Origin of the sequence: Clostridium sp. D46t1_190503_E9, assembly GCF_015555225.1 — a bacterium.
Classification (GTDB): Bacteria; Bacillota; Clostridia; order Clostridiales; family Clostridiaceae; genus Clostridium.
In genome coordinates this window covers 300237-324975 of sequence record NZ_JADNKB010000003.1, presented here as the reverse complement: position 1 = coordinate 324975, position 24739 = coordinate 300237, and the positions used below count along the sequence as shown (strand labels likewise).

26 protein-coding genes are annotated in these 24739 nt (G+C 29.4%); 25 read left to right on the top strand and 1 reads right to left on the bottom strand.

The features are described from left to right. From mreD to I2E83_RS05205, 20 genes are all read left to right on the top strand, one after another. Positions 1 to 492, top strand: coding sequence for a rod shape-determining protein MreD (gene mreD, locus I2E83_RS05300; protein WP_195428874.1), 492 nt, complete (start codon positions 1 to 3; stop codon positions 490 to 492). After that, positions 489 to 3467, top strand: coding sequence for a penicillin-binding transpeptidase domain-containing protein (locus I2E83_RS05295; RefSeq protein ID WP_195262699.1), 2979 nt, complete (start codon positions 489 to 491; stop codon positions 3465 to 3467). Before mreD ends, I2E83_RS05295 begins: the two co-directional genes overlap by 4 nt. Before the next feature lie 152 nt (positions 3468 to 3619). Beyond that, entirely contained in the window at positions 3620 to 4264 is a 645-nt protein-coding gene (minC, locus tag I2E83_RS05290) for a septum site-determining protein MinC (RefSeq protein ID WP_195428872.1), read from the top strand. A gap of 17 nt (positions 4265 to 4281) precedes the next feature. Continuing rightward, on the top strand, positions 4282 to 5076 hold the full coding sequence (gene minD, locus I2E83_RS05285; RefSeq protein ID WP_195262697.1) for a septum site-determining protein MinD: 795 nt from the start codon (positions 4282 to 4284) through the stop codon (positions 5074 to 5076). A gap of 16 nt (positions 5077 to 5092) precedes the next feature. Beyond that, positions 5093 to 5359 carry a cell division topological specificity factor MinE gene (gene minE, locus I2E83_RS05280; protein ID WP_195262696.1) on the top strand — a complete coding sequence of 89 codons (267 nt, stop codon included), beginning with the start codon at positions 5093 to 5095 and terminating at the stop codon, positions 5357 to 5359. Between the two features lie 144 nt (positions 5360 to 5503). Next, positions 5504 to 6631, top strand: coding sequence for a rod shape-determining protein RodA (gene rodA / locus I2E83_RS05275; protein ID WP_195428870.1), 1128 nt, complete (start codon positions 5504 to 5506; stop codon positions 6629 to 6631). A 134-nt stretch (positions 6632 to 6765) separates the two neighbouring features. Beyond that, a complete protein-coding gene (locus I2E83_RS05270; RefSeq protein WP_195428868.1) occupies positions 6766 to 7407 on the top strand; it encodes a peptidase M23 in 642 nt (213 codons plus the stop codon). 83 nt (positions 7408 to 7490) lie between these two features. Beyond that, entirely contained in the window at positions 7491 to 8369 is an 879-nt protein-coding gene (locus I2E83_RS05265; RefSeq protein WP_195428866.1) for a site-2 protease family protein, read from the top strand. Between the two features lie 134 nt (positions 8370 to 8503). Next, a complete protein-coding gene (locus I2E83_RS05260) occupies positions 8504 to 10357 on the top strand; it encodes a TIGR03960 family B12-binding radical SAM protein (RefSeq protein ID WP_195262692.1) in 1854 nt (617 codons plus the stop codon). After that, entirely contained in the window at positions 10341 to 11042 is a 702-nt protein-coding gene (locus I2E83_RS05255; RefSeq protein WP_195428910.1) for a TIGR03936 family radical SAM-associated protein, read from the top strand. The genes I2E83_RS05260 and I2E83_RS05255 overlap by 17 nt, the downstream gene beginning before the upstream one ends. 13 nt (positions 11043 to 11055) lie before the next feature. Further along, complete coding sequence (locus tag I2E83_RS05250; RefSeq protein ID WP_195428864.1) at positions 11056 to 12504, top strand: Rne/Rng family ribonuclease; 1449 nt, start codon at positions 11056 to 11058, stop codon at positions 12502 to 12504. A gap of 132 nt (positions 12505 to 12636) precedes the next feature. Beyond that, the gene (gene rplU / locus I2E83_RS05245) at positions 12637 to 12948 is read left to right on the top strand and encodes a 50S ribosomal protein L21 (RefSeq protein WP_195428862.1); all 312 of its coding nucleotides are present in this window, start codon (positions 12637 to 12639) and stop codon (positions 12946 to 12948) included. 5 nt (positions 12949 to 12953) lie between these two features. Beyond that, positions 12954 to 13328: a ribosomal-processing cysteine protease Prp gene (locus tag I2E83_RS05240; protein WP_195428860.1), complete on the top strand. Its 375-nt coding sequence runs from the start codon at positions 12954 to 12956 to the stop codon at positions 13326 to 13328. Between the two features lies 1 nt (position 13329). Further along, positions 13330 to 13629: a 50S ribosomal protein L27 gene (gene rpmA / locus I2E83_RS05235; RefSeq protein WP_008676729.1), complete on the top strand. Its 300-nt coding sequence runs from the start codon at positions 13330 to 13332 to the stop codon at positions 13627 to 13629. A 234-nt stretch (positions 13630 to 13863) separates the two neighbouring features. Then, positions 13864 to 15153, top strand: a complete 1290-nt coding sequence (gene obgE / locus I2E83_RS05230) for a GTPase ObgE (protein ID WP_195428857.1) — start codon at positions 13864 to 13866, stop codon at positions 15151 to 15153. A gap of 11 nt (positions 15154 to 15164) precedes the next feature. Further along, positions 15165 to 15461: a ribosome assembly RNA-binding protein YhbY gene (gene yhbY / locus I2E83_RS05225; protein ID WP_195428856.1), complete on the top strand. Its 297-nt coding sequence runs from the start codon at positions 15165 to 15167 to the stop codon at positions 15459 to 15461. A gap of 9 nt (positions 15462 to 15470) precedes the next feature. Beyond that, positions 15471 to 16091 carry a nicotinate-nucleotide adenylyltransferase gene (gene nadD, locus I2E83_RS05220; protein WP_195428854.1) on the top strand — a complete coding sequence of 207 codons (621 nt, stop codon included), beginning with the start codon at positions 15471 to 15473 and terminating at the stop codon, positions 16089 to 16091. Positions 16092 to 16120: 29 nt separating this feature from the next. After that, positions 16121 to 16687: a bis(5'-nucleosyl)-tetraphosphatase (symmetrical) YqeK gene (gene yqeK, locus I2E83_RS05215; protein WP_195262687.1), complete on the top strand. Its 567-nt coding sequence runs from the start codon at positions 16121 to 16123 to the stop codon at positions 16685 to 16687. A 48-nt stretch (positions 16688 to 16735) separates the two neighbouring features. Beyond that, positions 16736 to 18079 carry an LCP family protein gene (locus I2E83_RS05210; RefSeq protein WP_195262686.1) on the top strand — a complete coding sequence of 448 codons (1344 nt, stop codon included), beginning with the start codon at positions 16736 to 16738 and terminating at the stop codon, positions 18077 to 18079. Positions 18080 to 18153: 74 nt separating this feature from the next. Beyond that, a complete protein-coding gene (locus tag I2E83_RS05205) occupies positions 18154 to 19050 on the top strand; it encodes an RluA family pseudouridine synthase (protein ID WP_195428852.1) in 897 nt (298 codons plus the stop codon). A 208-nt stretch (positions 19051 to 19258) separates the two neighbouring features. On the opposite strand, the gene I2E83_RS05200 is transcribed toward I2E83_RS05205, so the two are convergent. Further along, positions 19259 to 20527, bottom strand: coding sequence for a D-alanyl-D-alanine carboxypeptidase family protein (locus I2E83_RS05200; RefSeq protein WP_195262684.1), 1269 nt, complete (start codon positions 20525 to 20527; stop codon positions 19259 to 19261). 159 nt (positions 20528 to 20686) lie between these two features. Here I2E83_RS05200 and I2E83_RS05195 point away from each other — a divergent pair, with 159 nt between their 5' ends. The 5 genes from I2E83_RS05195 to rlmD all read left to right on the top strand — a co-directional run bounded on the left by I2E83_RS05195 (position 20687) and on the right by rlmD (position 24298). Next, on the top strand, positions 20687 to 21364 hold the full coding sequence (locus I2E83_RS05195; protein WP_195262683.1) for a helix-hairpin-helix domain-containing protein: 678 nt from the start codon (positions 20687 to 20689) through the stop codon (positions 21362 to 21364). Positions 21365 to 21455: 91 nt separating this feature from the next. Then, positions 21456 to 21671, top strand: coding sequence for a DUF350 domain-containing protein (locus I2E83_RS05190; RefSeq protein ID WP_195262682.1), 216 nt, complete (start codon positions 21456 to 21458; stop codon positions 21669 to 21671). Between the two features lie 157 nt (positions 21672 to 21828). Next, a complete protein-coding gene (locus I2E83_RS05185; RefSeq protein WP_195262681.1) occupies positions 21829 to 22500 on the top strand; it encodes a hypothetical protein in 672 nt (223 codons plus the stop codon). 36 nt (positions 22501 to 22536) lie between these two features. Then, positions 22537 to 22926: an RDD family protein gene (locus I2E83_RS05180; RefSeq protein ID WP_195262680.1), complete on the top strand. Its 390-nt coding sequence runs from the start codon at positions 22537 to 22539 to the stop codon at positions 22924 to 22926. Between the two features lie 19 nt (positions 22927 to 22945). Next, positions 22946 to 24298 carry a 23S rRNA (uracil(1939)-C(5))-methyltransferase RlmD gene (gene rlmD, locus I2E83_RS05175; RefSeq protein WP_195262679.1) on the top strand — a complete coding sequence of 451 codons (1353 nt, stop codon included), beginning with the start codon at positions 22946 to 22948 and terminating at the stop codon, positions 24296 to 24298. Positions 24299 to 24739 lie beyond the last annotated feature (441 nt).

The following is a 24739-nucleotide window of genomic DNA, read 5'->3' as shown; positions in this document are numbered from 1 at the left end:
ATGAAAAAGTGGGTTTTAATTTTAATTTCATTAGTACTTTTAATACTAGATAATTCTCTTATACCTTTTTTTGCTATAAAGGGTGCTTATCCAAGTTTGCTTTTTGTTTTTGCAATTGCGTATTCTATAATAAATGGAAAATCAGAAGCTGTGTTTATTGGGGTTATGACTGGATTAATGCAGGATGTATTTTTCTATAATGGATTTGGTATCAATGCATTAATAAATATGCTTATATGTTTAATAGCTGCAATTATAGGTGAAAACATTTATAGAGAAAAGAAACTTATACCAGTAATATCGGTTATATTTTTATATATATTAAAGGTATTAGCAGTGTTTACAATATTTAAGTTCATGGGAAAATCTATAGATATACAAATAGGAATGTTTACTGCTTTATATAGTTCAGTAGTAATGTTTTTAGGGTATAATTTTGTTTTAAGGCTTTATGATATTGAATATAAGAAAAAGTCATGGAGGTTTAAATGATAGTAAATAAACCGAAAAAGAAGAAGAAGATTTCAAGATATACTGTTTTAAATATTATAATGCTAGCGCTTTTCACTGTAATAATGTCAAAGCTCATATATATTCAGATTTATAAACATGAGGATTATAAGGAAAAGGCAGATATAAGTTCGACAAGATTTATATCAGAAAAAGCACCTAGAGGAAAGATATATGATAGTGAAGGAAATGTTTTAGCAACAAATATTCAAACATATACATTAACATATACTAAGCCAAGTGATGAAAAAGAGAATTTCTATGAGACTATGGATAAAGTATTTAAAATATTATCTGAAAATGGAGAAAAATTTCAAGATGATTTAATGCTTAAGATAGATAGTAGTGGAAAATTCTATTTTGATTTTAAAACTGATGATGCAGAGACTAAAAAAATAGTAGAAGTTAGATTTAAAAGAGATAGAGGCTTAAATGAAGCTATAGAAAAAGAGCTTTTTGAAGGTAAGGAGTCAGATTATACAGATGAAGAAATTGCTAAAGTAGATAGTGAACTTTTAAAGCTATCTGCAGAGGAAACTTTTTATGAATTAGTTAAGATTTATGATATGCAAGAGCTTATAAATCCATCTCCTATCCAAGAAGATGGGGAAAGTGATAAAGAATATGAGGCAAGAGTAAATGCATATGAAGATAAGATGGAAGCTTATGATGATATGTCTGGTAAGGAAATATTAGATGAGCTTTTAGCCACATATTCAATTAATGATATAAGAAATTATATAGTAATAAAAGATGCTGTAAAAATGCAAAGTTTTAAGGGGTATAGAGCAGTTACAATTGCTTCTAATATAAAGCAAGATACTGCGTTTATAATATATCAAAAATTAAATGACTTAGCAGGTATAGATGTAAGTATAGAACCTATTAGATACTATCCTTACAATAACTTAGCATCAGGAGCTTTAGGATATTTATCATCTATAGATGCTTCTAAAGAAACAAATTATGAATTACGAGGATATGATGTGTCTTCTGATTTAATTGGTGTAGCAGGAATAGAATCAGCATTTGAGGATCAGTTAAAGGGAACTAAAGGCGGAACAACTGTTAAAGTTAACTCTAAAGGAAGAGTGACAGAAGAACTATTTAAATTAGATTCTTATCCAGGGAATAATGTTCACTTAACAATAAATAAGGATGTTCAATATGCAGCTGAACAAGCGATGAAAGATACCATGGAACGTATAAAAGGTATTGCGCCAAATGCAACTAGAGGTGCTGTTGTAGCAATAGAAGTTAATACTGGAAGAGTAATTGCTATGGTTAGTTATCCAGGATATGATCCTAATATTTTTTCAATACCAGGAAGGCTAACAGAAGATTTATCAAAGCAGTACTTTGATCCAGATATAGATAGTTTTGCTAAAGAGTATATGAAAAGAACTGGTGCCACAGGAAATATAGATGAGCTATTCCCGGTAGATGAAGATACAGGAAAAAGAAGGGATGGAATAGATGCATACCCAAAAAACTTTTTCAATTATGCAACTCAAGGTTCATTACCACCAGGATCAGTATTTAAACCACTTACAGCTGTGGCTGGATTGATGGAAGGTGTAGTTACTCAATATGAATCTATGAATGATACTAGTGGTACATGGAGCAATGAAGATTTACCTGAAGTACGTGAAAATTTTGAAAGGGTAGCTAATGGAGCAACTGATTTAAGAAAGGCTTTACAAGTATCATCTAACTATTATTTTTATGAACTTGGATACAGATTGTATAAGCAAAATGGTGGCGATATTAATGCTTTAGATACCCTAGCAAAATATGCATGGAAATTTGGGCTTGGAGTAGATCCAAAGTCACCACAAGCAGCTAATCCAGCAACAGGAATTCAAATACAAGAGAATTTTGGGCAAGTATACAACTTTTATTCTTGGAAAAATCAAGTACTTAGTACTCCAATGTTTGAAATAGTTGGTGCACTAAAGGCTGGAAATTATTATTCATTTTCATTTATACCATTTGATATAGAGGATAATGAAAATGATTCTGATGAATTAAAAGAAGCAAAAACTGCTCTTAAGACTCAAATGAAGGATGCACTATCTAAAGTTGGTACGGATGAAGAAATAAGAGATAATACAAAATTTGCCGAAAGCATATTACCATATATTAAAAAGATAATGGATATATCGCCACAGTATAAGAGTGCTGTTGAAGAAGCATCAAAGAGAAGAACTGTAGATATTGATGAAGAAGCAGGCGTTATTTCAGATGCAATTGCATTCTACACTATAAATAATAAGCCAGCAGAGATGAAAACTGCAGGCCAAATAGTATCAAGTGCTATTGGGCAAGGGATTAATAACTTTACGCCAGTTCAACTTGCAAACTATGTTGCAACTTTAGCAAGTGGTGGAACAAGATATAAGGTTACTATTGTAGATAAGATAACATCACCAACAGGAGAAGTTATAAAAGAATATAAACCTGAGGTTGTTGATAAGTTAGAAATACCAGGAGATTATTTACAAGCTATAAAAGAAGGAATGTATAGAGTTAATACTAGTCCAAGTAATGGGACTGCATATACAAGTTTTGCTAATTTCCCTATTAAGGTTGGAGGAAAAACAGGTACAGCCGACTTTAGTACAGATGAACAATATACTATTCAAGGTAGATTAGCATATGGTAACTATATAAGTATGGCACCTTTAGATAATCCGCAAATAGCTATTTTCTCTACTATTTATGATGGTAAAAAAGGTAGTGAAGGTGCAACAATTCATAAAGCTATATACGAAGCTTTCTTTAAGGATGAATTATTGAAACTTGATCCTTCATATGCTTCTAAATCAGAATCATTTAGAAAATATGTTGTAGAATCACCTCTTAAAGATAATAAAGATGATAGTATAAAGCTAGATAACAGCTCAACAAATACTAATACAAATAGTAATAGTAATACTAGTACAAATAATCAATAACCAATAAAAACCATGTTTTTACATGGTTTTTTTTATTTTATTATAAATTATGTAAATTATTGTTGTTAAGTGATATAATATAATTGTATAATTATAGATATATAATAAAGTTTATAATTATTGAAGCTTTAATTATTGGTGGAGGGTGACCAATGAATGACGATAGAATTCAGATAAAAGGTACAAAAGAAGGTATCAATGCAACTATTGATATGGAGAGATTTAGTGATTTTGATGAAATGCTGGAAGTATTAGTAGATAAGCTAACAGCAGGGCAAGGATTTTACAAAGGCGCATCTCTTAAAATCTCAGCTAATTTAAAGAATGTAGATGAAAATGATATTTTAAGATTAAAAGATGTTTTATTTGAAAAAATACAAATCAAAGAATGTGCTTTTGAAGAGGTTAAAGAAGAAGAAGATCAAAAAGAAAGTAAAATTTTTAATGGCGTATATGAAGGAAAAACTAAATTTATAAAGAAAACAATAAGAGGCGGACAATTAGTAAGGTATCATGGGAATATTGTTATAATAGGTGATATTAATAATGGAGCTGAGGTTTACGCAGGGGGAAATATAATTGTTTTAGGAACAATTAAAGGTCAAGTGCATGCTGGGGTAGGTGGCAATAAAAAAGCTATAATTTCAGCTTTTAGCCTTCAACCAGAAATACTCCAAATAGCGGAGATAGTTACTATAGCGCCAGAAGATGGTGTAAAGCCATCGTATCCGGAACTAGCAAAGATTAAAGACGATATTATCGTGGTAGAGCCATATTTACCAAAGAAATATATATAGCGTTGGAGGGAGAAAAAATGGGAATTTCTATAGTTATTACATCAGGTAAGGGTGGAGTTGGAAAAACAACAACTACAGCTAATATTGGTACTGCTTTAGCTGCACTAAATAAAAGGGTTGTGGTTGTAGATGGTGATACAGGTCTTAGAAATTTAGATGTTTTAATGGGGCTTGAAAATAGAATAGTTTATACAATAACAGATGTTATAGAAAATAGATGTAGACTTAAGCAAGCTTTAATAAAAGATAAAAGGTATCAAAATTTATGTTTATTACCTACAGCTCAAACTAAAGATAAAGATGATATAAGACCACAAGATATGCTGAAACTAGTTAATGAATTAAAAGAAGATTTTGATTATGTTTTAATTGATTGCCCAGCAGGAATAGAGCAAGGGTTTGAGAATTCAGTTGTTGGAGCAGATAGAGCTATTGTTGTAGTTAATCCAGAAATAACTTCAGTAAGAGATGCTGATAGGGTTATTGGGAAATTAGATGCAAAAGGTCTAGATGATCATGCAGTAATAGTTAACAGATTAAATTATGAAATGACTCAAAGAGGAGATATGCTAGATGTTCCAGACATAATTGAAACTTTATCAATAGAACTTTTGGGTGTAGTTCCTGATGATAAAAATATAACTGTTTCAACAAATAAAGGAGAACCTATAGTCCTTGATGATAAATCAATGTCTGGACAAGCTTTTAAAAACATAGCTAGAAGAATAAATGGAGAAGAAGTACCCCTTTTAGATTTAAAAACAGGGGGAGAAGGTTTTTTTGCATCACTAAAAAGATTATTTAAGCGTTAGTAGGGGGTTATGAGAGGTGGAATTTTTTAGAAAGTTTTCAAATAAACCAACACCTAAAGAGGTGGCAAAAGATAGACTGAAGTTAATATTAATACATGATAGAGGGGATTTACCTCATGAAACCCTAGAAAAAATAAGAATGGAAATATTAGAAGTTCTATCTAAGTATGTAGAAATAGAGGCAGATGATGTTGAAATAGCCGTAAGCAAAACTGAAAATGTTGAGGGAAATAATCCAGCTTTAGTAGCTAATATTCCAATAAAAAACATAAAACAACCATAAGAGAAAAAGTTAACACACTTTTTCTCTTTTTAAATTAAATTTAATTAATATTTTCTTAAATTTTAATTATTTATCTCAATTATTATAGAGAAAGCATTGATTTTTGGATATAATAATTCTTAGGTTGAAAGATGGAGGTGAAATATGTTATCAAAATTTAAAATAGACTTTAAAAAGTTAAAAGAAATAGATAAAGTGATGTTATTTTCAATGATTGCTTTAATGATATTCGGAATAATTAATATATATTTAGCTAGTGTAGCTGAATTTGGAACATTATTCTTAAAGAGACAATCATTATGGTTTGTTGTTTGTTTAGTAGCTTTATATTTTGTTGTAGCAATTGACTATACATTATTAAAGTCATATACTCCTCTTTTTTATTGGGGATCTATACTTCTGCTTATAGTTACTATATTTATAGGAACTGACATTAATGGAGCAAGAGGTTGGATAAGACTTGGACCATTATCCTTTCAACCATCAGAATTAGCCAAAATGGCTACTATAATGATGCTAGGAAAAACATTAGAAGAAATGAATGGGACAATCAATGAGTGGAAGAACTTTTTAACAATGGCATTCTATGCTATAGTTCCAGCAGTATTTATAGTTATACAACCAGATATGGGGATGACAATGGTTTTATTCTTTATAGTTTTAGGAATATTTTTTATTGGTGGACTAGATTTAAAAATTATTGGTGGTGGAATTTTATCGTTACTTTTGGCCATGATAATAGTTTGGAATTCAGGACTTATTCAAGATTATCAAAAGAAAAGAATAACTTCATTTATGAATCCAGAGTCAGATACTTCACAGTCGGGATATCAACTTAGACAATCTCTTATAAGTATAGGCAATGGAGGAGTTTTGGGATTAAAGGGATCTTCAACTAAGGAAAACTCTGTAGGATATGCAGCTCAATATGTTCCAGAAGTTCAAACTGACTTTATATTTGCAAGTATAGGTGAACAATGGGGAATAGCAGGTGCAGCACTTTTATTATTGCTATATGGACTTTTGATTTCTAAAATGATAGCGATAGGAAGAACAGCTAAAGATACTTTTGGTTCAATAATCTGTGTAGGTCTTGTTGCATATTTCTTATTTGCACTTTTACAGAATATAGGTATGACTATAGGACTTATGCCTATTACAGGTATAACTTTACCTTTACTTAGTTATGGAGGTACTTCATTACTTACAACTGTAATGTCAATTGGATTAGTTCTAAACGTAGGAATGAGAAGGAAAAAAATATATTTTTAATAATAAAAAAAGCTATAGAAGGCTTTGAATCTTCTATAGCTTTTTTTATTTAAGATTGCAAAATATATCGTATGTAGCATAAATCACTATTACTGAAAATATAAATACAATATTAAGAGATAGGAGTGAGGTGTATGGACAGGTACAGAGAGGAGTACAAGGAATATTACGATAAAATAAGGAAAAAAGTAAAAGGAAAACCTGATAAGCAAGAAAGGATAATTAGTACGAGGGATGACATATATCCAAATGTAAGAAATGTTCATAATTTTAGTTATCAAAGGGGAAGTTATGGAGCTGCAACACCTAAAAAAAGTATGGGATATATAGATAAGTTTATTCTTAGATTAATATGTACTTTTTTATTGCTCTTAGGAGTTTTTACATTAAAGACTATACCTAATAGTAATGCGAAGGAGCTATATAATATATGTAAAACTACAGTAGGTACTAATTTTAATTACGATAATATATTATTAAGCATGGATAAGATGGGGATTGATTATAAAAGTGTATTTAATATTATAGAAGAAAAATATACTGATGTAATGAGTGAAATAAAAAATTTAGATAAAGAAGTTCCAAGCTTTAAAGAAGAAGGAGCAAAAACAAATATTGATGAATCCGGAGACTCTAGAGATGTGCAAAATAAAGAAGATCTATTGGAAGCTAATGATAAATTAAGTATAGATAAAGATACTAATACACAAGAACAAGATAACATAGATGAAAGTCAAAGCACATTAACTGAAGAGAATACTACAGATAATCAATAATTATAAAAGGTGATTTTAATTTCAAGAGGTTAGAAATAGAGGGTGATTTATATAGAGATGTAGCAATTTTTAGGGAGATATAAATGAAGAGAGAGACAAAAAAAATATTGGCAGAAATAATATTAATAGTTTTAGTTTGCAGTTATAACAGTATGTTTATATTTGCGTTAATATGGGTATTTCTACATGAGCTAGCGCACATACTAGTTGCATTAAGGTTTGGTTGTAAGTTTTATAATATGGAATTCCATGTATTTGGAATGAAGGCAGAACTTATAGATATAGATAGTTTAAAAGAAAATCAAAAAATTATGGTTTATTTATCGGGAGCATTATTAAATATAGTTCTTGCGATATTTTTCTATATTATAAATATTAATTATAATTCTAGTTTTATAGAAACTAGTATGTATTTAAACATAGGGTTAGCAGTATTTAATTTATTACCTGCATATCCACTAGATGGATCAAGAATATTAGAAATTATTTTATCAAAAAAAATATTGTTTAAAAAAGCCCAAAAGATAATTAGTATAGTTAGTTTTTCAATAGCAGCTTTATTTATTATAATATCAGTTATTATTTATATATTTCTACATAGTCTAAATATAAGTATGATTATAGGTGCAGTAATCATAATATACATTACTAGAATGGAAGAGCATACTACAATGTATATAACTATGAGCAACGTAGTTAAAAAAAGAAATAAGCTTTTAAAAAATAAATATATAGAGAATAAATCCATATCAGTATATTACAAGCAGGGACTTGTTAATGTATTAGCTTTAGTTGATAGAAACAAATTTAATACATTTTATATTTTAGATGATGATATGAAGCTTATTTATATATTAAATGAAGATGAGCTAATTGATGGGTTAAAGGCTTATGGAAATATGACTTTGGAGGAGTATATAAAACAGAAAGCTTTGATATCTAAAAATGGTATAAATTTATAAGGTGTATATAGTGAGTAATAGATTTACTTTTTAGATGTATATATGCTAGAATAGAAAAGATATAAAAGATATAAAAGAAGTATAGAGATATACTTCTTTTTTAATGGATTATTCTCACTTTAGGAGGAAAGATTATGAACAAAATTACAGACCATATTTTACATAAGGTTGAAAAGCCATCAAGATATGTTGGTGGTGAATTGAATCAAGTAGTTAAGAACCCAAAAGATGTTGATATAAGATTTGCATTTTGTTTCCCGGATGTATATGAAGTAGGGATGTCTCATCTAGGTACAAGAATACTTTATCATACAATAAATGAAAGAAAAGATACATACTGTGAAAGAGTATTTGCTCCATGGCCAGATATGGAAGCTGAGCTTAGAAAAAATGAAATACCTCTAATGACATTAGAGACAAAAGATGCTCTTACTGAATTTGATATATTAGGATTTACACTTCAATATGAAATGAGTTATACAAATATACTAAATATGCTAGATATGGCTGGTATCACAATCAGAGCTTCACAAAGAGGAGAAGAAGAACCGATAATTATGGCTGGAGGTCCTTGTGCATATAATCCAGAACCTCTATATGATATAGTAGACTTCTTTGAAATTGGAGAAGGTGAAGAAGTCATGAATGAAGTTCTTGATGTATATAAGAAGTACAAGGGAAAAGGACAAAAGAAAGAGTTTTTAAGAGAAATAGCAAAAATAGAAGGTGTTTATGTTCCTTCTTTATATAATGTTACATACAAGGAAGATGGAACTATAAAAGAGTTTAAGCCTAAGTTTGAAGATGTTCCAGCTAAAATTAAAAAGAGAATAGTTAATAATTTTGATAAAGTAGATTTTCCATTAGATATGATAGTTCCATATTCTGAAATAGTACATGATAGAGTAGTTTTAGAAACTTCAAGAGGATGTACAAATGGATGTAGATTCTGTCAAGCTGGTATGATTTATAGACCAGTTAGAGAAAAGACTACCAATACATTATTAGACCAAGCAAGAAAGATGATAGATGCAACTGGATATCAAGAAGTATCTTTAGCATCATTAAGTATATGTGATTACTCAGATATACAAAGTCTTGTAAGCAATTTAATTTTAGAACATAGTGGTAAAAATGTAGGGGTTGCCCTTCCGTCTATAAGAGTAGATGCTTTTTCTGTTGATTTAATAAAAGAAATACAAAAGGTTAGAAAGACGGGTTTAACTTTTGCACCAGAAGCTGGATCTCAAAGAATGAGGGATATTATAAATAAAGGACTTACAGAAGAAAGAATATTAGAAGCGACTAAAAGTGCTTTTGAGTCAGGTTGGAGCACTATAAAGCTTTACTTTATAGTAGGACTTCCTTATGAAGAAATAGAAGATGCAGCTGGTATAGGTGAACTTGCAGAAAAGATGGCTGCTGTTTACTATGGAATTCCTAAAGAAAAGAGAGCAAAGGGCTTAAAGATTACAGTAAGTACTTCAATACTTGTACCAAAGCCATTTACTCCATTCCAATGGGCTCCTATGGCTAGACCAAATGAAGTTTGGCAAAAGATTGATGCAGTAAAAGGTGCAATAAAGTCAAGAGCTATACACTATAACTATCATGAACAAAAGACTTCATTTATGGAAGCTGTATTTGCAAGAGGAGATAGAAGAACTTGTGATCTTTTAATTAAAGCTTTTGAAAAGGGAGCTAAGTTTGATGGATGGTCAGAGTACTTTGATTATGATATATGGATGGAAGCTATGAAAGAATGTAATATAGATGAAGATTTCTATGTATATAGAGATAGAAGCTATGATGAAATACTTCCATGGGACTTCATAGATATTGGAGTAAACAGAAAATATCTAGAAGTAGAAAATGAAAAAGCAAAAAGAGCAGAGCTTACACAAAATTGTAGAAAAGGATGTACAGGTTGTGGAATAAATGTAAACTTTAAAGAAGGGAAGTGTTTTGAAGGTGCGTTATGTAATTAAGTTTACTAAAGAATCTAGCGTTAAATTTATATCTCATTTAGATTTGATGAGAACAATACAAAGAGTAATAAGAAGAGCTGATCTTCCAATGGAGTACTCAAAGGGATTTAATCCACATATGGCATTATCTATAGCACAACCCTTATCTGTTGGAGTTTATTCTGATGCTGAATATATGGATATAGTTTTAGTTGAAGAATTAGAAGAAAAAGAAATAATAGATAGATTAAATGCTAAGACAGCATCTGGAATTAAGTTCTTAAATGCAAGAAAAGTTATAACTAAAGAAGGGGAAAAGAAATTACCTCAAACTATGGCTTTAGTAGATGCAGCTAGATTTACTATAAAGATGCTTTGTAGCGATTCAAATGTGGTTGAAAGTAAAATAGAAGAGCTTATTAATAAGTCAGAGTGGACTACTATAAAGAAAAGTAAAAAAGGTGAAAAAGAAGTAAATCTAAAGACAATGATAAAAGAAATGAAGCATTGGATAAATAATGATGAGTTAATTTTAAATATATTAATATCATCAGGAAGTAGAGAACATTTATCACCAGATTTAGTGGCAGAGTATATAAAGAGCAATATTCCTGAAATATTAGAGGATGCTTTTATAGATATAAAGAGAGAAGAAATGTATGTATTGAAAGATAATAAGTACATACCGATAGATAAATGTATTTAGGGAAGTGTATCTTATGAGAGAGATTTTCATTGAAAGAGATGAGCCGCTTTTAAGAATTGCTATAAGGGATAATAAAATTTTAAGTGAGTGCTTCGTGGAGGAGCACTCTTCAGGACCTAAAATGGGCGAGATATATAAAGGAAGAGTGAAAAATATAGTGCCCGCTATCAATTCTATTTTTGTAGATATTGGTTTAGAAAAAGAGGCATATATGTATTTTAGCAATGAGCTTAAAAGTGAAGGAATAAAAAAAGGCGATGAAATACTAGTTGAAGTAATAAAAGAGCCAATAAACAATAAGGGTGCTAAAGTAAGTAAAAATATAAGCATACCAGGAAGATTTATGGTTTTAACTTTAGGAGGAAGAGAAATTAACTTTTCCAAGAGAATTAGTAATACAGAAGAAAAAGAAAGAATATTAAGGGCTATTAACAATATAGATGGATATGGAATAACAATAAGAACAGAAGCAGTTCATGCAAGTGATGAAGATTTATTATCAGAAAAAGTAAGTCTTTTATCAGAACTAGAAGCAATTATAAAAAAATTAAGATATAGTTTAAAGCTAGGAAAAGTCTATGGAGAAAATATTATTTTAAATAAAGTAATAAGAGAAAACTTAGGCAATGAATGTAAAATAATTTTAAATCATGAAGAAGATTTAAATGAAGTAAAATCATTGTTAGAAGGTAATGCTAAAGTTAGCATCGAGAAGTTTAATAATACGAGAAGTCTATTTGATTACTATGGAATAGAAAAGGAAATCCTAAAATTAAGACATAAAAAAGTGGCTTTAAATTGTGGAGGAAATATAGTAATAGATAAAACAGAAGCTATGTACGTTATAGATGTTAACTCATCTAAAAATATTAAAGGCAGAAATTTTGATAAAACTATATTAGAAACAAATATAGAAGCGGCTAGTGAAATAGGAAGACAAATTAGACTTAGAAATCTTGGTGGAATAATAGTTATAGATTTTATTGATATGAGGGATTTTTCACAAAAAGCCTTTGTTATGGATGCTTTAAAGGAAGCTTTAAAAGAAGATAAAGGTAATATGAAAATTTTCCCTTTTACAGAGCTAGACCTTGTTCAAATAGCCAGAAAAAGAAGAGGGAAATCAATATATGAATATTTAGAAGAAGGCTGCAAAAGGTGTAATAAAGAAGGATATGTTTTAAAGCTATCATATATAGAAAAGTTGATAAGAAATGAGATAATTAAAGGTGAAGAAGAAAACTCTATTAATTCATTTTATATAGAACTAGATAGTAATTATGAAGAAATGGTAAAAGGAGATATTTTTTCATTTTTAAGTAATATAAATTCATTAAATAAAGAAATTTATTTGAATTTTATGGATGGAATCGAAGGATATAAAATAGAACCACTTATATTTAATAGTCAAAAGGAAAATATAAAAAACTTAAGAATAAGTGGCTATGAAAAATATGAATAAACTTCTTTACAAGCAACATAATATTATGATACAATATCAGATGTTAAACCGCACATATGAGGTTTTTATATAAACAAAGTTTAGAGCTTTGTACCTCGGTTGGCGAGACCGTAATAAGAGGAGGTGTTTTTAATGTACGCAGTATTATCTACAGGAGGAAAACAATACAGAGTTCAAGAAGGAGACGTAATATTCGTTGAAAAACTTAACGCTGAAGTTGACTCAACAGTTGAATTAACAGAAGTATTAGCAGTTTCAAATGGTGATGCTTTAAAAGTTGGTACACCAGTTGTAGAAGGTGCTAAGGTTGTTGCTAAAGTTGTTGCTCAAGGCAAAGCTAAGAAGGTTACAGTATTCAAGTATAAGCCAAAGAAGGACTACAGAAAGAAAACTGGACACAGACAACCATACACTAAGTTAATAATTGAAAAAATCGAAGCTTAATTATTATGATTAAAGTAAAGATTTTTGAAAAAGATAATTTATGCCTTGGATTTAAGATAAAAGGTCATGCTTTATCAAGAGCTGAAATGAAGAAGGTCGGAGATGCTTATGATATGATTTGCAATTCGGTTTCAGTATTATCTCAAAGTACCCTAATAGGTATTCAAGAAGTACTGCAGCTTAAAGTTAAGTATGATATAGATGATGGTTTCTTACATATAGACTTATCTAATCTTAATAACGAGGATATAGAGAAGTGCCAAGTATTACTTTTAACTTTTGAAAAAAGTATAGAAAGCTTGATACAATCTCTTAAATTGAGTTTTGGAAATGAAAAAGACAGTGAATATATAAGAATGTTGAAAGAGGAGGTGCAATAGTATGTTAATAATGAACCTTCAATTATTTGCCCACAAAAAAGGGGTAGGTAGCTCAAAGAACGGTAGAGATTCTGAATCAAAGAGATTAGGAGTTAAAGCTGCTGACGGGGAGTTCGTTTTAGCTGGTAACATTTTAGTTAGACAAAGAGGAACAAAGATCCATCCAGGAACTAATGTTGGTAAAGGTGGAGATGACACTCTTTTTGCTAAAGAAGACGGAATCGTTAGATTTGAAAGAATGGGTAGAGACAAAAAGAAAGTTAGCATTTACCCAGTAAATGTTGAAGAAATAGCAGAATAATATTATTTTTTCTAAAAAGCACCCTGTTTTAGGGTGCTTTATTTTGTAAGAACAAAAAATGGGCAATTGACAATGAATAAAACTTGCCCATTGTACACTGTCAATTGTCCATTAATTTAATGGATTAGAAATTAATTTGCGCATGATATAATAAACATTAAAAATAGTGAGATAATATAAAGTAAGTAAGTGTTTATATTATTATAAATAATTTAAAGAAAGATGGGTGATTTTATGTTTATAGATAAGGCTAAGATATTCGTTAAATCTGGAGATGGTGGAAACGGATGTGTGTCTTTTAGAAGAGAAAAATATGTTCCACTTGGAGGTCCAGATGGAGGAGACGGTGGAAAAGGTGGAAGTGTAATATTTGAAGTAGATCCAGGTTTAACTACACTTTTAGACTTTAAATATAAAAAGAAGTTTGTAGCTGAAGCTGGTGGAAAAGGTGAAGGTTCAAAATGTTATGGTAAAGATGGAGATGATCTTCATGTTAAAGTTCCTATGGGAACAATAATCAGAGATTTTGAAACTAATAAGATTATAGCAGACCTTTCACATAAAGATGATACTTTTGTAATTGCAAAAGGAGGAAAAGGTGGAAAAGGAAATTGCAAATTCTGTACACCAACAAGGCAAGCTCCACACTTTGCAGAACCAGGTATGCCAGGTGAAGATAGATGGATTACATTAGAGCTTAAATTACTTGCAGATGTTGGATTAGTAGGATTCCCTAATGTAGGAAAATCAACTTTCCTTTCAACAGTAACTGCAGCAAAACCAAAGATAGCAAACTATCATTTTACAACATTAAAGCCAAACCTTGGAGTTGTAAAGGCTGAAGGAATTAATGCTTTTGTAATGGCTGATATACCAGGAATAATTGAAGGTGCTGCAGAAGGTGTAGGATTAGGATTAGATTTCTTAAGACATATTGAAAGAACTAGATTATTAATACATGTAGTAGACATATCAGGAATAGAAGGTAGAGATGCTTTCGAAGATTTCGTTAAGATAAATGAAGAACTTAAGAAATATTCAGTTAAACTATGGGATAGACCTCAAATAGTTGTAGCAAATAAAACAGATATGCTTTATGACGAAGAAATTTTTGAAGACTTTAAGAAAAAAGTAAATGAACTAGGCTTTGATAAAGTATATAAGATGTCTGCAGCAACAAAATCAGGTGTTGAAGAAATAATTAAAGAAGCAGGTAGAATGCTTTCAGAAATTCCAATAAAGGATTTAGAAATCAGTGACGAAGAAAGATTTGTACAAGAAGAAAAGAGATTTACATATGATGTATCTATCGAAGATGGAGAAGATGATAACAAGGTATATGTAGTTTATGGATCATTTGTAGATAGATTATTAAATTCAGTAAATATCCATGATGCTGACTCATTAAGATATTTCCATAAGGTACTAAGAAACAAAGGTGTATTTGATAAGTTAAGAGAAATGGGAATAGAAGATGGAGACATGGTAAGACTTAACGATTTTGAGTTTGAGTATATTTTATAGGAGGATAAATAATGATAACAGGAAAGCAAAGAGCATATTTAAGAGGGCTTGCAAATAACTTAGATCCAATATTCCAAGTTGGTAAAAATGGAGTAGAGGAAGCTTTTTTAACACAATTAACTGAAGCTTTAGAAGCAAGAGAACTTATTAAGATAAAGGTACTTGAAAATAGTGGTTTAGGAGCTAGAGAAGTATCAAATTATATATGTGAGAAGATTGGTTGTGAAGGAATTCAAGCTATAGGAAGCAAAATAGTTCTATATAAAAAATCCTCAAAAAAACCTAAGATAGAAATACCTAGTAAATAGAGAATTTTTATGAAAAAGATTGGCATAATAGGAGGAACCTTTAATCCTATTCATTTAGCACATTTGTATATTGCATATGAAGCTAAATGTCAATTGAATTTAGATAAAGTGATTTTTATGCCTGCAGGGAGCCCACCTCATAAAAGAAATGAGGATATATTAGAGGCTCCTTTAAGGTATAAAATGGTTCAAGAAGCTATAAAAAGTTATGAGGATTTTGAAATAAGTAATTATGAAATAGAAAAAGAAGGTTTTAGTTATACCTATGAAACCTTAGAAAACTTTAAATCTACTGATAATATATTATACTTTATTACTGGAGCTGATTGTCTTATAAATATAGAAAAATGGAAAAATCCAGATAGAATACTTAAGACTTCTAATTTAGTAGTATTTAATAGACCAGGATATGACAAAGAGTCATTAAAATTACAAAAGAATGAAATTGAGAAAAAATATAACACAAGTATCAACTTTTTAGATATAATGGACTTAGAAATTTCATCATCTATGATAAGATCTAGAATTAAAGAGGGGAAAAGAATTGATTTTTTTATTCCTAAAGGAGTTCTAGATTTTATTAAAGAAAATAATATTTATGATTATTGTGAAAATATTAAAGAGAGATGAATTTATAACGATATTTAAGGAGAAGATATATGCTTAGTAAAGAAGAAATGAAAATCTACCTTAAAGAGCATTTAACTGAAAGTAGATATAAACATACTTTAGGTGTGGTTGAAACAGCAATAAGATTAGCTGAAATAAATAAGGTAGATAAAAAGAAAGCTGAAATAGCAGCATTAGCTCATGATATAGCTAAAAATATGACTATCTATGAGTTAAAGGATATCATGGCTAAAAATAATATCAATTTATCATATGATGAAGAAAAAACTCCTGAATTATGGCATAGTATTGTGTCACCGATATTAGGTAAGGAGATTTTTAAAATAGAAGATGAAGAAATATTAAGTGCTATGAGATGGCATACTACGGGAAAAGAAAATATGAGTAATCTAGACAAGATTATTTATATGGCTGATATGATAGAGCCAGGGAGAAACTTTCCTGGAGTAGATTTAATTAGAAAAGAAAGCTTTGCTGATTTAGATAAAGGCCTTCTTCAAGGATTAACTCATACTATTAAATATTTATTAGATAAAGGGTTTCCTATTGATATAAATAGTATAAAAGCTAGAAATTATTTATTACTAAATAAATAAGAACTGAATTTATTTAACTATGAAAAAAATCAGAGAGGAATTAAAAGGATGGGGAGTAGGAGAGAAAACCTGGAAAATAGAGAGGGAAGAAGACCTTCTAAAGATGACCAAATTAAAAGAAAAAGAATTGAAGCTAGAAGGAAAAAGAGAAAAAGAAAGAGAATAGCAACATTTATAATAACAATTCTATTAGTATTAATACTTGGAAGTGCGATATATATATTTAACTTCTTGTCAGGATTAAAAACAAATAATTTAGGTACTGGAGTAGCACCAGTATCATCTAAAGATCCTGTAAATATTTTGATTTTAGGTATGGATGTAGGTGATACAGAAAATCAAAATAAAGCTGGTAGAAGAAGTGATACTATAATGGTTTTAAATTATAATCCTAATACTAAGAAGGTTCATATAGTGTCTATACCAAGAGATACTATGATTGAAGTAGATGCTTATTTAGACACTGGTGAATATAGAAGGTATTGGAAAATAAATGCTGCATATGTTATAGGTGGGGAAGATGAGATAAAGACACATGTAGAGGATTTATTAGGTATAAATTTAAATTATATAGTTGAAGTAGATTATAATGCCTTTAGAAGTATAATAGATGCTTTAGGTGGCGTAGAAATGTATATAGAGCAAGATATGTTCTATGATGATGATGAACAAGATCTTCACATAAACTTTAAAGCTGGAGAAACTGTTCAATTAGATGGTAAAAAAGCAGAAGAGTTCTTTAGATGGAGAAAAAATAATGATGGAAGTGGAGGAGAAGAAGGGGATTTAGGTAGAATCAATAACCAACATCAATTTATTGGTAAGGTTGTAGATAAGGCTTTAAGCCCAAGTATAGTTTTTAAGGCACCAAAAATATTAAAAGCTATAAGTGAAAATGTTGAAACTAATATTCCAGCTAAGACTTTAATTTCTCTTGGTATGAAAATTATGAGATTAAAGTCAGAGAATATAGTTATGACTACTCTTCAAGGCCAATCAGAATATCTTTATGGCGAATCTTTCTTGATTGCCGATAAAGATACAAATAGAGATTTAATAAATGCATTAAGAGCAGAAAGCTCTTCATCAGCTCCAGTTATAACTTCAATAAATAAAGAAGATCTAAAAGTATTAGTATTAAACGGAACAAAAATTGATGGATTAGCATCAAGTGCAAAAGATAGTTTACTTTCTCTTGGATATGCAAATGTAGAAGTTGGAAATACTGATAATGTAGAGAAAAGTGTAATTCAATCAGATAATAAGGAATTGAAGGATTTGCTTAAAAATGATACAGGTATACAAAAGTTTGAAAAGATAGGCAAATCAGAATATAAACAATATGATGTTGTAATATTATTAGGTAAAGATTATAACTTATTTGGAAACTAAAAGGGGCTGTCGCAGAAAATCATTTAATGTAAAATGTAGAGTTGTGCGACAGCTCCTTTTTACTAGGAGGAAAAATGAGTACTATAAAAAAAGTTGTTTCAAAAGAATACGAAGGAAGAAAAATTAGAGAATTTTTAAAAGAGGAATTAGGATTATCTTCAAGGTTAATTAGAAGTGCTTCAATAGATAAAAGAATTTTTGTAGATAAGAAAGCTGTAAAAATGAATTATGTACTAAAAAGCAATGAAGAAGTGTTAATTGATTTAGTAAAAGAAGAAACTCAAAATATAGATCCAGAAGATATACCAATAGATATTGTATATGAAGATGAAGATATAATAGTGGTGAATAAGGGACCTAATATGGTGGTTCATCCAACAAAAAGATATCAAAGTGGTACTTTAGCTAATGCCTTAATGCATTATTTTAAAGAAAGTAATCAAAAGTGCATTGTTAGGCTTGTAAGTAGACTAGATATGGATACATCTGGACTTATTATTATAGCTAAAAATCAATATGCACATATGGAATTATCTAAAGAAATGACTTTAAATAATGTTGAAAAAAGATATCTTACAGTTGTGCACGGACATATGGAAAATGATGAAGGAACTATAGATTTACCGATATATAGGCCAGAAGAAGAAGGAACTATAAGAAGAGTTATTGATGAAAGAGGACAGAGAAGTATAACTCATTATAAGGTTATAGAAAGATTTAACGATTCAGATTTAGTTGAATGCTTGTTAGAAACAGGGAGAACACATCAAATAAGAGTTCATTTAAGTTCATTAGGACATCCGATTTGGGGAGATACTTTATATGGATGTGAAGAAGATGGAAAAGTTATAAACAGGCAAGCGCTTCATGCTTATGGATTAGATTTTAAATCTCCAAGAACTAAAAAGGAATTAAGTCTTAGAGCAAGAGTTCCAGAGGACATAGAAAAGCTTATAGAATATTTAAAGTAATATATGGTTATACAAATGTAGTTATCTTTTTTAAAATTAAGGTAACTACATTTTACTTTTTAAATTTGCACTTAGATGCAGAGATGTAGTTACTTTTTTATATATAAAAGTAACTACAATGTATATTTTACTAATAAAAGAAAAGTGTGTTGTAAAATGACTTATAAATCATTTTACAACACACTTTTCTTTTATTATGACTTCAAGCTTATTTAAACCTAGGTCTTCTTCTTCTAAGATTTTTTCTTTTTATAGATAAAAATAAGTATCTAATAAGAATTACTAAAATAACTACTACAACTACAACAATGACAATAAATTTAGGTGTAGTTACTAAATTAGACAATTTTTCTTTTATCTTAACCTGACTATTATATTCTCTATTAGCTCCACTTACCAAATCTAAGGACGATATAGTTTCTCCATTAATATTTATTTTAGCTTTTAAAAGAATATCCCCTTTATTTATATTTTTCTTACTTATATCCTTTTTTGAATAATCTACAGTATATGAAGGTATTCCTTCTGATTTAGATTTAGTATAATATAAATCCTCTTTAGCCAGTAAAGGGATAGATATATCATCATTAATTTTATATGTATCAAGCACATCATTTTTATTGATAAGCTTTATAGTTTCAAAATTATCAAATCCATAATTAAATAACGGACCTATATTTGTATAAAAGTTATCCTTATCTGTAGCATTTAATAATGCTGCTACTAAAAATTGTCCATCTTTCATAGCAGTAGCGGTGTATGTATGATTTGCTTCTGGAGTATATCCATTTTTACCAATATAAGCATATTGATAATAATAAGGAGTATATTCATTAAATAGCTGGTTTCTATTTGTAGCCCATTTTTCACTACCATCAGAAAATGGATGATTTACATATTTGTGAGATTCAGTTTGCGCAATTCTCACAAGGTCTTCGTTTTGATAAGCAGCCCTCATTATAAGTGCTAAATCATAAGCTGTAGTAACGTGCCCATCTTCGTGTAAACCACTTGGGTTTTTAAAATTTGTATCTAATGCACCAAGCTCTTTAGCTTTAGCATTCATAAGTTTTGCAAATTCTTCATTAGATCCAGAAACATGTTCAGCTAATGCTTCAGCGCAGTCGTTACCAGATTCTAATAAAAGGCCTAGCATAAGTTCTTCAACAGTATAAACTTCTCCTTTAGCTATACCAATTGCAGATCCATCTACTAGAGTTGGTTTTTCACCAATAGTAACTTTATCAGTTAACTTTGTATTTTCTAGAACAACTAATGCTGTCATAACCTTAGTTGTTGAGGCAGGCTCATATTGAGTATGCTCATTTTTAGAATAAATAACCTTACCTGTTCTTCCATCCATTAATACTGCACCTTCAGAATATACTTGAGGTAATTCAGTAGCCTTTACATTTACAGCAAAAACACTGCATATAAAAGCAGTGAATAGGAAGATTTTTCTCATAAATTTTTTCATATTAATTCTCCCATAATAAACTTATTACATATAGACAAAAATATTTTATCAGAAATAAGGACATCATTCTATATTTTATGAATAATTAAGTAAATTTTAGTTAAAATGTTAATAAAAAGTTAATAATTAAGATAAAGATTTATCAATTAGAGGTGATTTATGGATAAAAAAATGGAAAAATTTTTAACAAAGAGAAATATAGTATTAATTATACTAGTCTTCATATGTATATTAACATCATTTATCTTGTATGGAAGAAATAAATCTAAGGTATTTAAAGATGAATATATGAAAAATATATTTGTAGATGAAGAATCTCATGCTGAGGATAGTGCAGAAGTAAGTGCAGAGCCTATTAAAGAAGTAAATGGAAAAAATAAATCTCCCCAAAGCACTAAAATGATAGTTGTTGAAATAAAAGGGGAAGTTGTTAATCCAGATGTTTATGAAATAAGTGAAGGAAGTATAATTAGGGACTTAATAACTAAAGCTGGAGGGCTAACTGATGAGGCTAACATAGAGAAAATAAATAGAGCGGATAAATTAAGAGATAATCAACTTATAGTTATACCAAATAAGAATAACTTATCAAATGCAAATGTTAATGATAATACAAATATTAATAATGGGAGCACTTCAGAAAATGGAGTCATTAATATTAACACTGCCACTTTAGAAGAACTTCAAAAAATAAATGGAGTAGGAGAAGTTAAGGCAAAAAGTATAATTGAGTACAGAGAAAAAAATGGAGGATTTAAATCAATAGATGAAATGAAAAATATAGAAGGAATAGGTGATAAGACTTTCGAAAAGATGAAAGATAAAATAACAATATAATCCTATAAATTATAAAATATGTTATATTATAGATTTGATATTTGTGATAAAATTAATTATATAACTATCTAAATTGAAGGGGGAATGGGATATGGATATAGTTTTAAGTACACTTATGAACTTAGGATTAAGTTTATTATTTGGGGCAGTCGGAATATTGGTATTGGTAATTGGATACAAGATATTTGATGCAATAATACCAGCTGATTTTAATAAAGAATTAGAGAAGGGGAACATAGCAATAGCTATATTTTTAGCAGGAGCTTTAATTGGAATAGCAATAATAGTATCACAAGTTGTAAAATAATTAGTAATAAAATGGGCAGAGAAAATTTATCTTTGTCCATTTGCTATTATGGCAGTTATGTGACAGAGGCTTTTAAAATAGCCACTTTAGTGTTATAATAAATTGGATTTAGGAAACTATAAATACATAAGATTAAAAAATCCTAGGGGGGATTATTATGATAAGAAAATTTTTAATGATTGTAATTAGCGGAATAATGGCTACATCATTAGTGGCGTGTAGCGGAAATTCAAATGATAAACAAGCAAAAACAGTTCAAGAACCACCTAAAGTTGAAGAAAAGCAATTTATAGGTGAAGGTGTATGGGCAGAAGATTATACAAAAGACCAAGTGACTATTTTAAATGATGAAATAATGTCAAGAATAGAAGAGGTGGCTACTTTTTATGACTTAGAATATTCTAAGGAAGAAAAAGTTACAGAAGAAAATGGAGAAACAATTAACGATAACCATATATATATAGACAATTTAAATCCTGAACCAAATAGAATGGAAAGTATGTATTATGGATTTAAGATGTATGGGGCAGATATGGCTAGTGGAAGCTTAAATCTAAAGATAGGATTTAAGTTAGATTTGGACCAAATAAAAACTGAAGACAAATTCAATTTTGAAGAAACATCCATAGCATTATTTTCAGAAGCTATGACAAATAATCCAGAAAGAGATTACTCAGAATTAGATAATCAAATAAAAGATATAGTTGTAAACCAAAATAGTAATGGAACTATAGAAACAAATGTAAATGGATTAGTAGAAACAATAACGATAAAGGATGATTTCTTATTATACAAATTAGATTCTAAAAACTATGATTTTAAAAAATAGTACATACTTTAACTTTTAATTTAGGAGGATATAAAATTGGTAGATAGAGAAGATGTAGTAATGAATAATGAAGAGGGAATGGCTAATAATGAAATAATTAATAATGAAGAGGTAAATAACGAAGAGGTAAATAACGAAGAAGTAAATAACGAAGAAGTAAATAATGAAGAAGTAAAAGAAGATGGAAAGGCAGTTAAGTTTATAAAAAGACTTTTAGCTGCAACTATAGATCAAATAGTAGCTATAGCATTAGCTTTACTTTTATTATTAGTTTTTGACTTTTTATTAAAATTCGCAGGTTTTTACATTGCACAAAGACAACCAATGTTCTTGATAATATATGTAATAACTAATATTCTATATAGCACAATTTGTGAATCAACAAAGCTTGGAAGAACTATAGGAAAAAAAACAATGTTAAAATAAACATTAATTAGGAGATAGCATGAGAAAAGGAAGTACAGTACAAGTTAAAATAGATAAAACAGAATTTCCATCCGTTGGAGTAGGCACTTTAGAAGGAAAAAAGATATATGTAAAGGGTGCTTTCCCAGGACAAGTGGTAAGTGGTAGAGTAAAGAAGAAGAGAGAAGGATTTGCAGAGTTAAAACTTTTATCAGTAGATGAAAGAGCAGATTATGAGATAGATGCATCTTGTGAATACTTTGGAGTTTGTGGTGGTTGTACATCACAAAACTTAACTTATGATAAGCAATTAGATTTACTAAGTGAAGAAGTTAAGGCATTATTTGAAGATGCTAATATACCTATGGGAGAGTATTTAGGTGTTGTAGGTAGCAAGGAACAATGGGAATACAGAAATAAAATGGAGTTTACCTTTGGAGATTTCGAAAAAGGTGGAGAATTAACTTTAGGCATGCATATGAAAGGAAAATCATTTGGAATTATAACTGTTGATAAGTGCTTAATAGTTGATGAAGATTTTAGAACTATAATAAGAGAAACTGTAAATTATTTTAAGGATAAGGAATTACCTTATTATAGAGTTATGAAAAGAGAAGGCTACTTAAGACACTTAGTTATAAGAAAAGCAATAAATACTGGTGAATTAATGGTTAATATAGTCACTACGACGCAAATAGATTTTGACTTATCAGAGTATGTAGATTTACTAAAATCACAAACTTATAAAGGAAATTTAGTATCTATATTACACACTGAAAATAATTCCTTTTCAGATGCTGTAATACCTGAAAAAGTAAATTTATTGTTTGGAAAAGACTATATAACAGAAAATTTATTAGGTTTACAATTTAAGATATCACCATTTTCATTCTTCCAAACTAATACTAAGGGGGCTGAAAGCCTTTATAGTATAGTTAGAGATTTTATGGGAGAATCAAATGATAAGGTTGTTTTTGACCTTTATTGTGGAACAGGAACTATAGGTCAAATTGCAGCTTCGAACGCTAAAAAAGTAGTTGGAATAGAACTTATAGAAGAAGCTGTAGAAGCAGCAAAAGAAAATGCAAAGTTAAACAATTTAAATAACTGCGAGTTCCTAGCAGGTGATGTTGCAGAAATAATAAAAACTGTTAAAGATAAGCCGGATATCATAATCCTAGATCCACCAAGAAGTGGAGTACATCCAAAAGCATTAGAATATGTAATTAAATTCAATGCTAAGGAAATAATTTATGTATCATGCAATCCAAAAACTTTAGTAGAAAACCTAAAGGATTTAATAGATGCAGGATACAAAGTTGTCCAAAGTACAGTTAAGGATATGTTCCCTAACACTCCTCATGCGGAGGTTGTTGTTAAGTTAGTGAAATAAATACAAGAGTTAAGCAAGATAATTGCTTAACTCTTTTTTTTATAGTGTATTTGACTAGACTAAAGTTTCTTCAGTAATTCCACAATTCCACAATTCCACAATTCCGCAAGCCCTCCTAAAGATATATAAAAAATTACATTTTCTACTTTTGTACGTATACCTGATTCATGACTAGCATCGTGAATCAAAGATTCAATTGTAATATCATTTCTAATGTATAGAGATCCAATGTTTTTAGGAGCATAAAGTTTATGTTCTGCCTAATGGATTTAAAGCTGTAAGTTTAGAGGGAATTGCATATGAGTGGATTGATCAGTATGGAGATGAGTAGATATATATTTTTTAGGTATATATAAATTAAGAATACTTATTGAATGATAACTTTAAAAATTAATTTAGTTCCGTGGAAACGAATTATGATGAATAAAATAAATGAATATA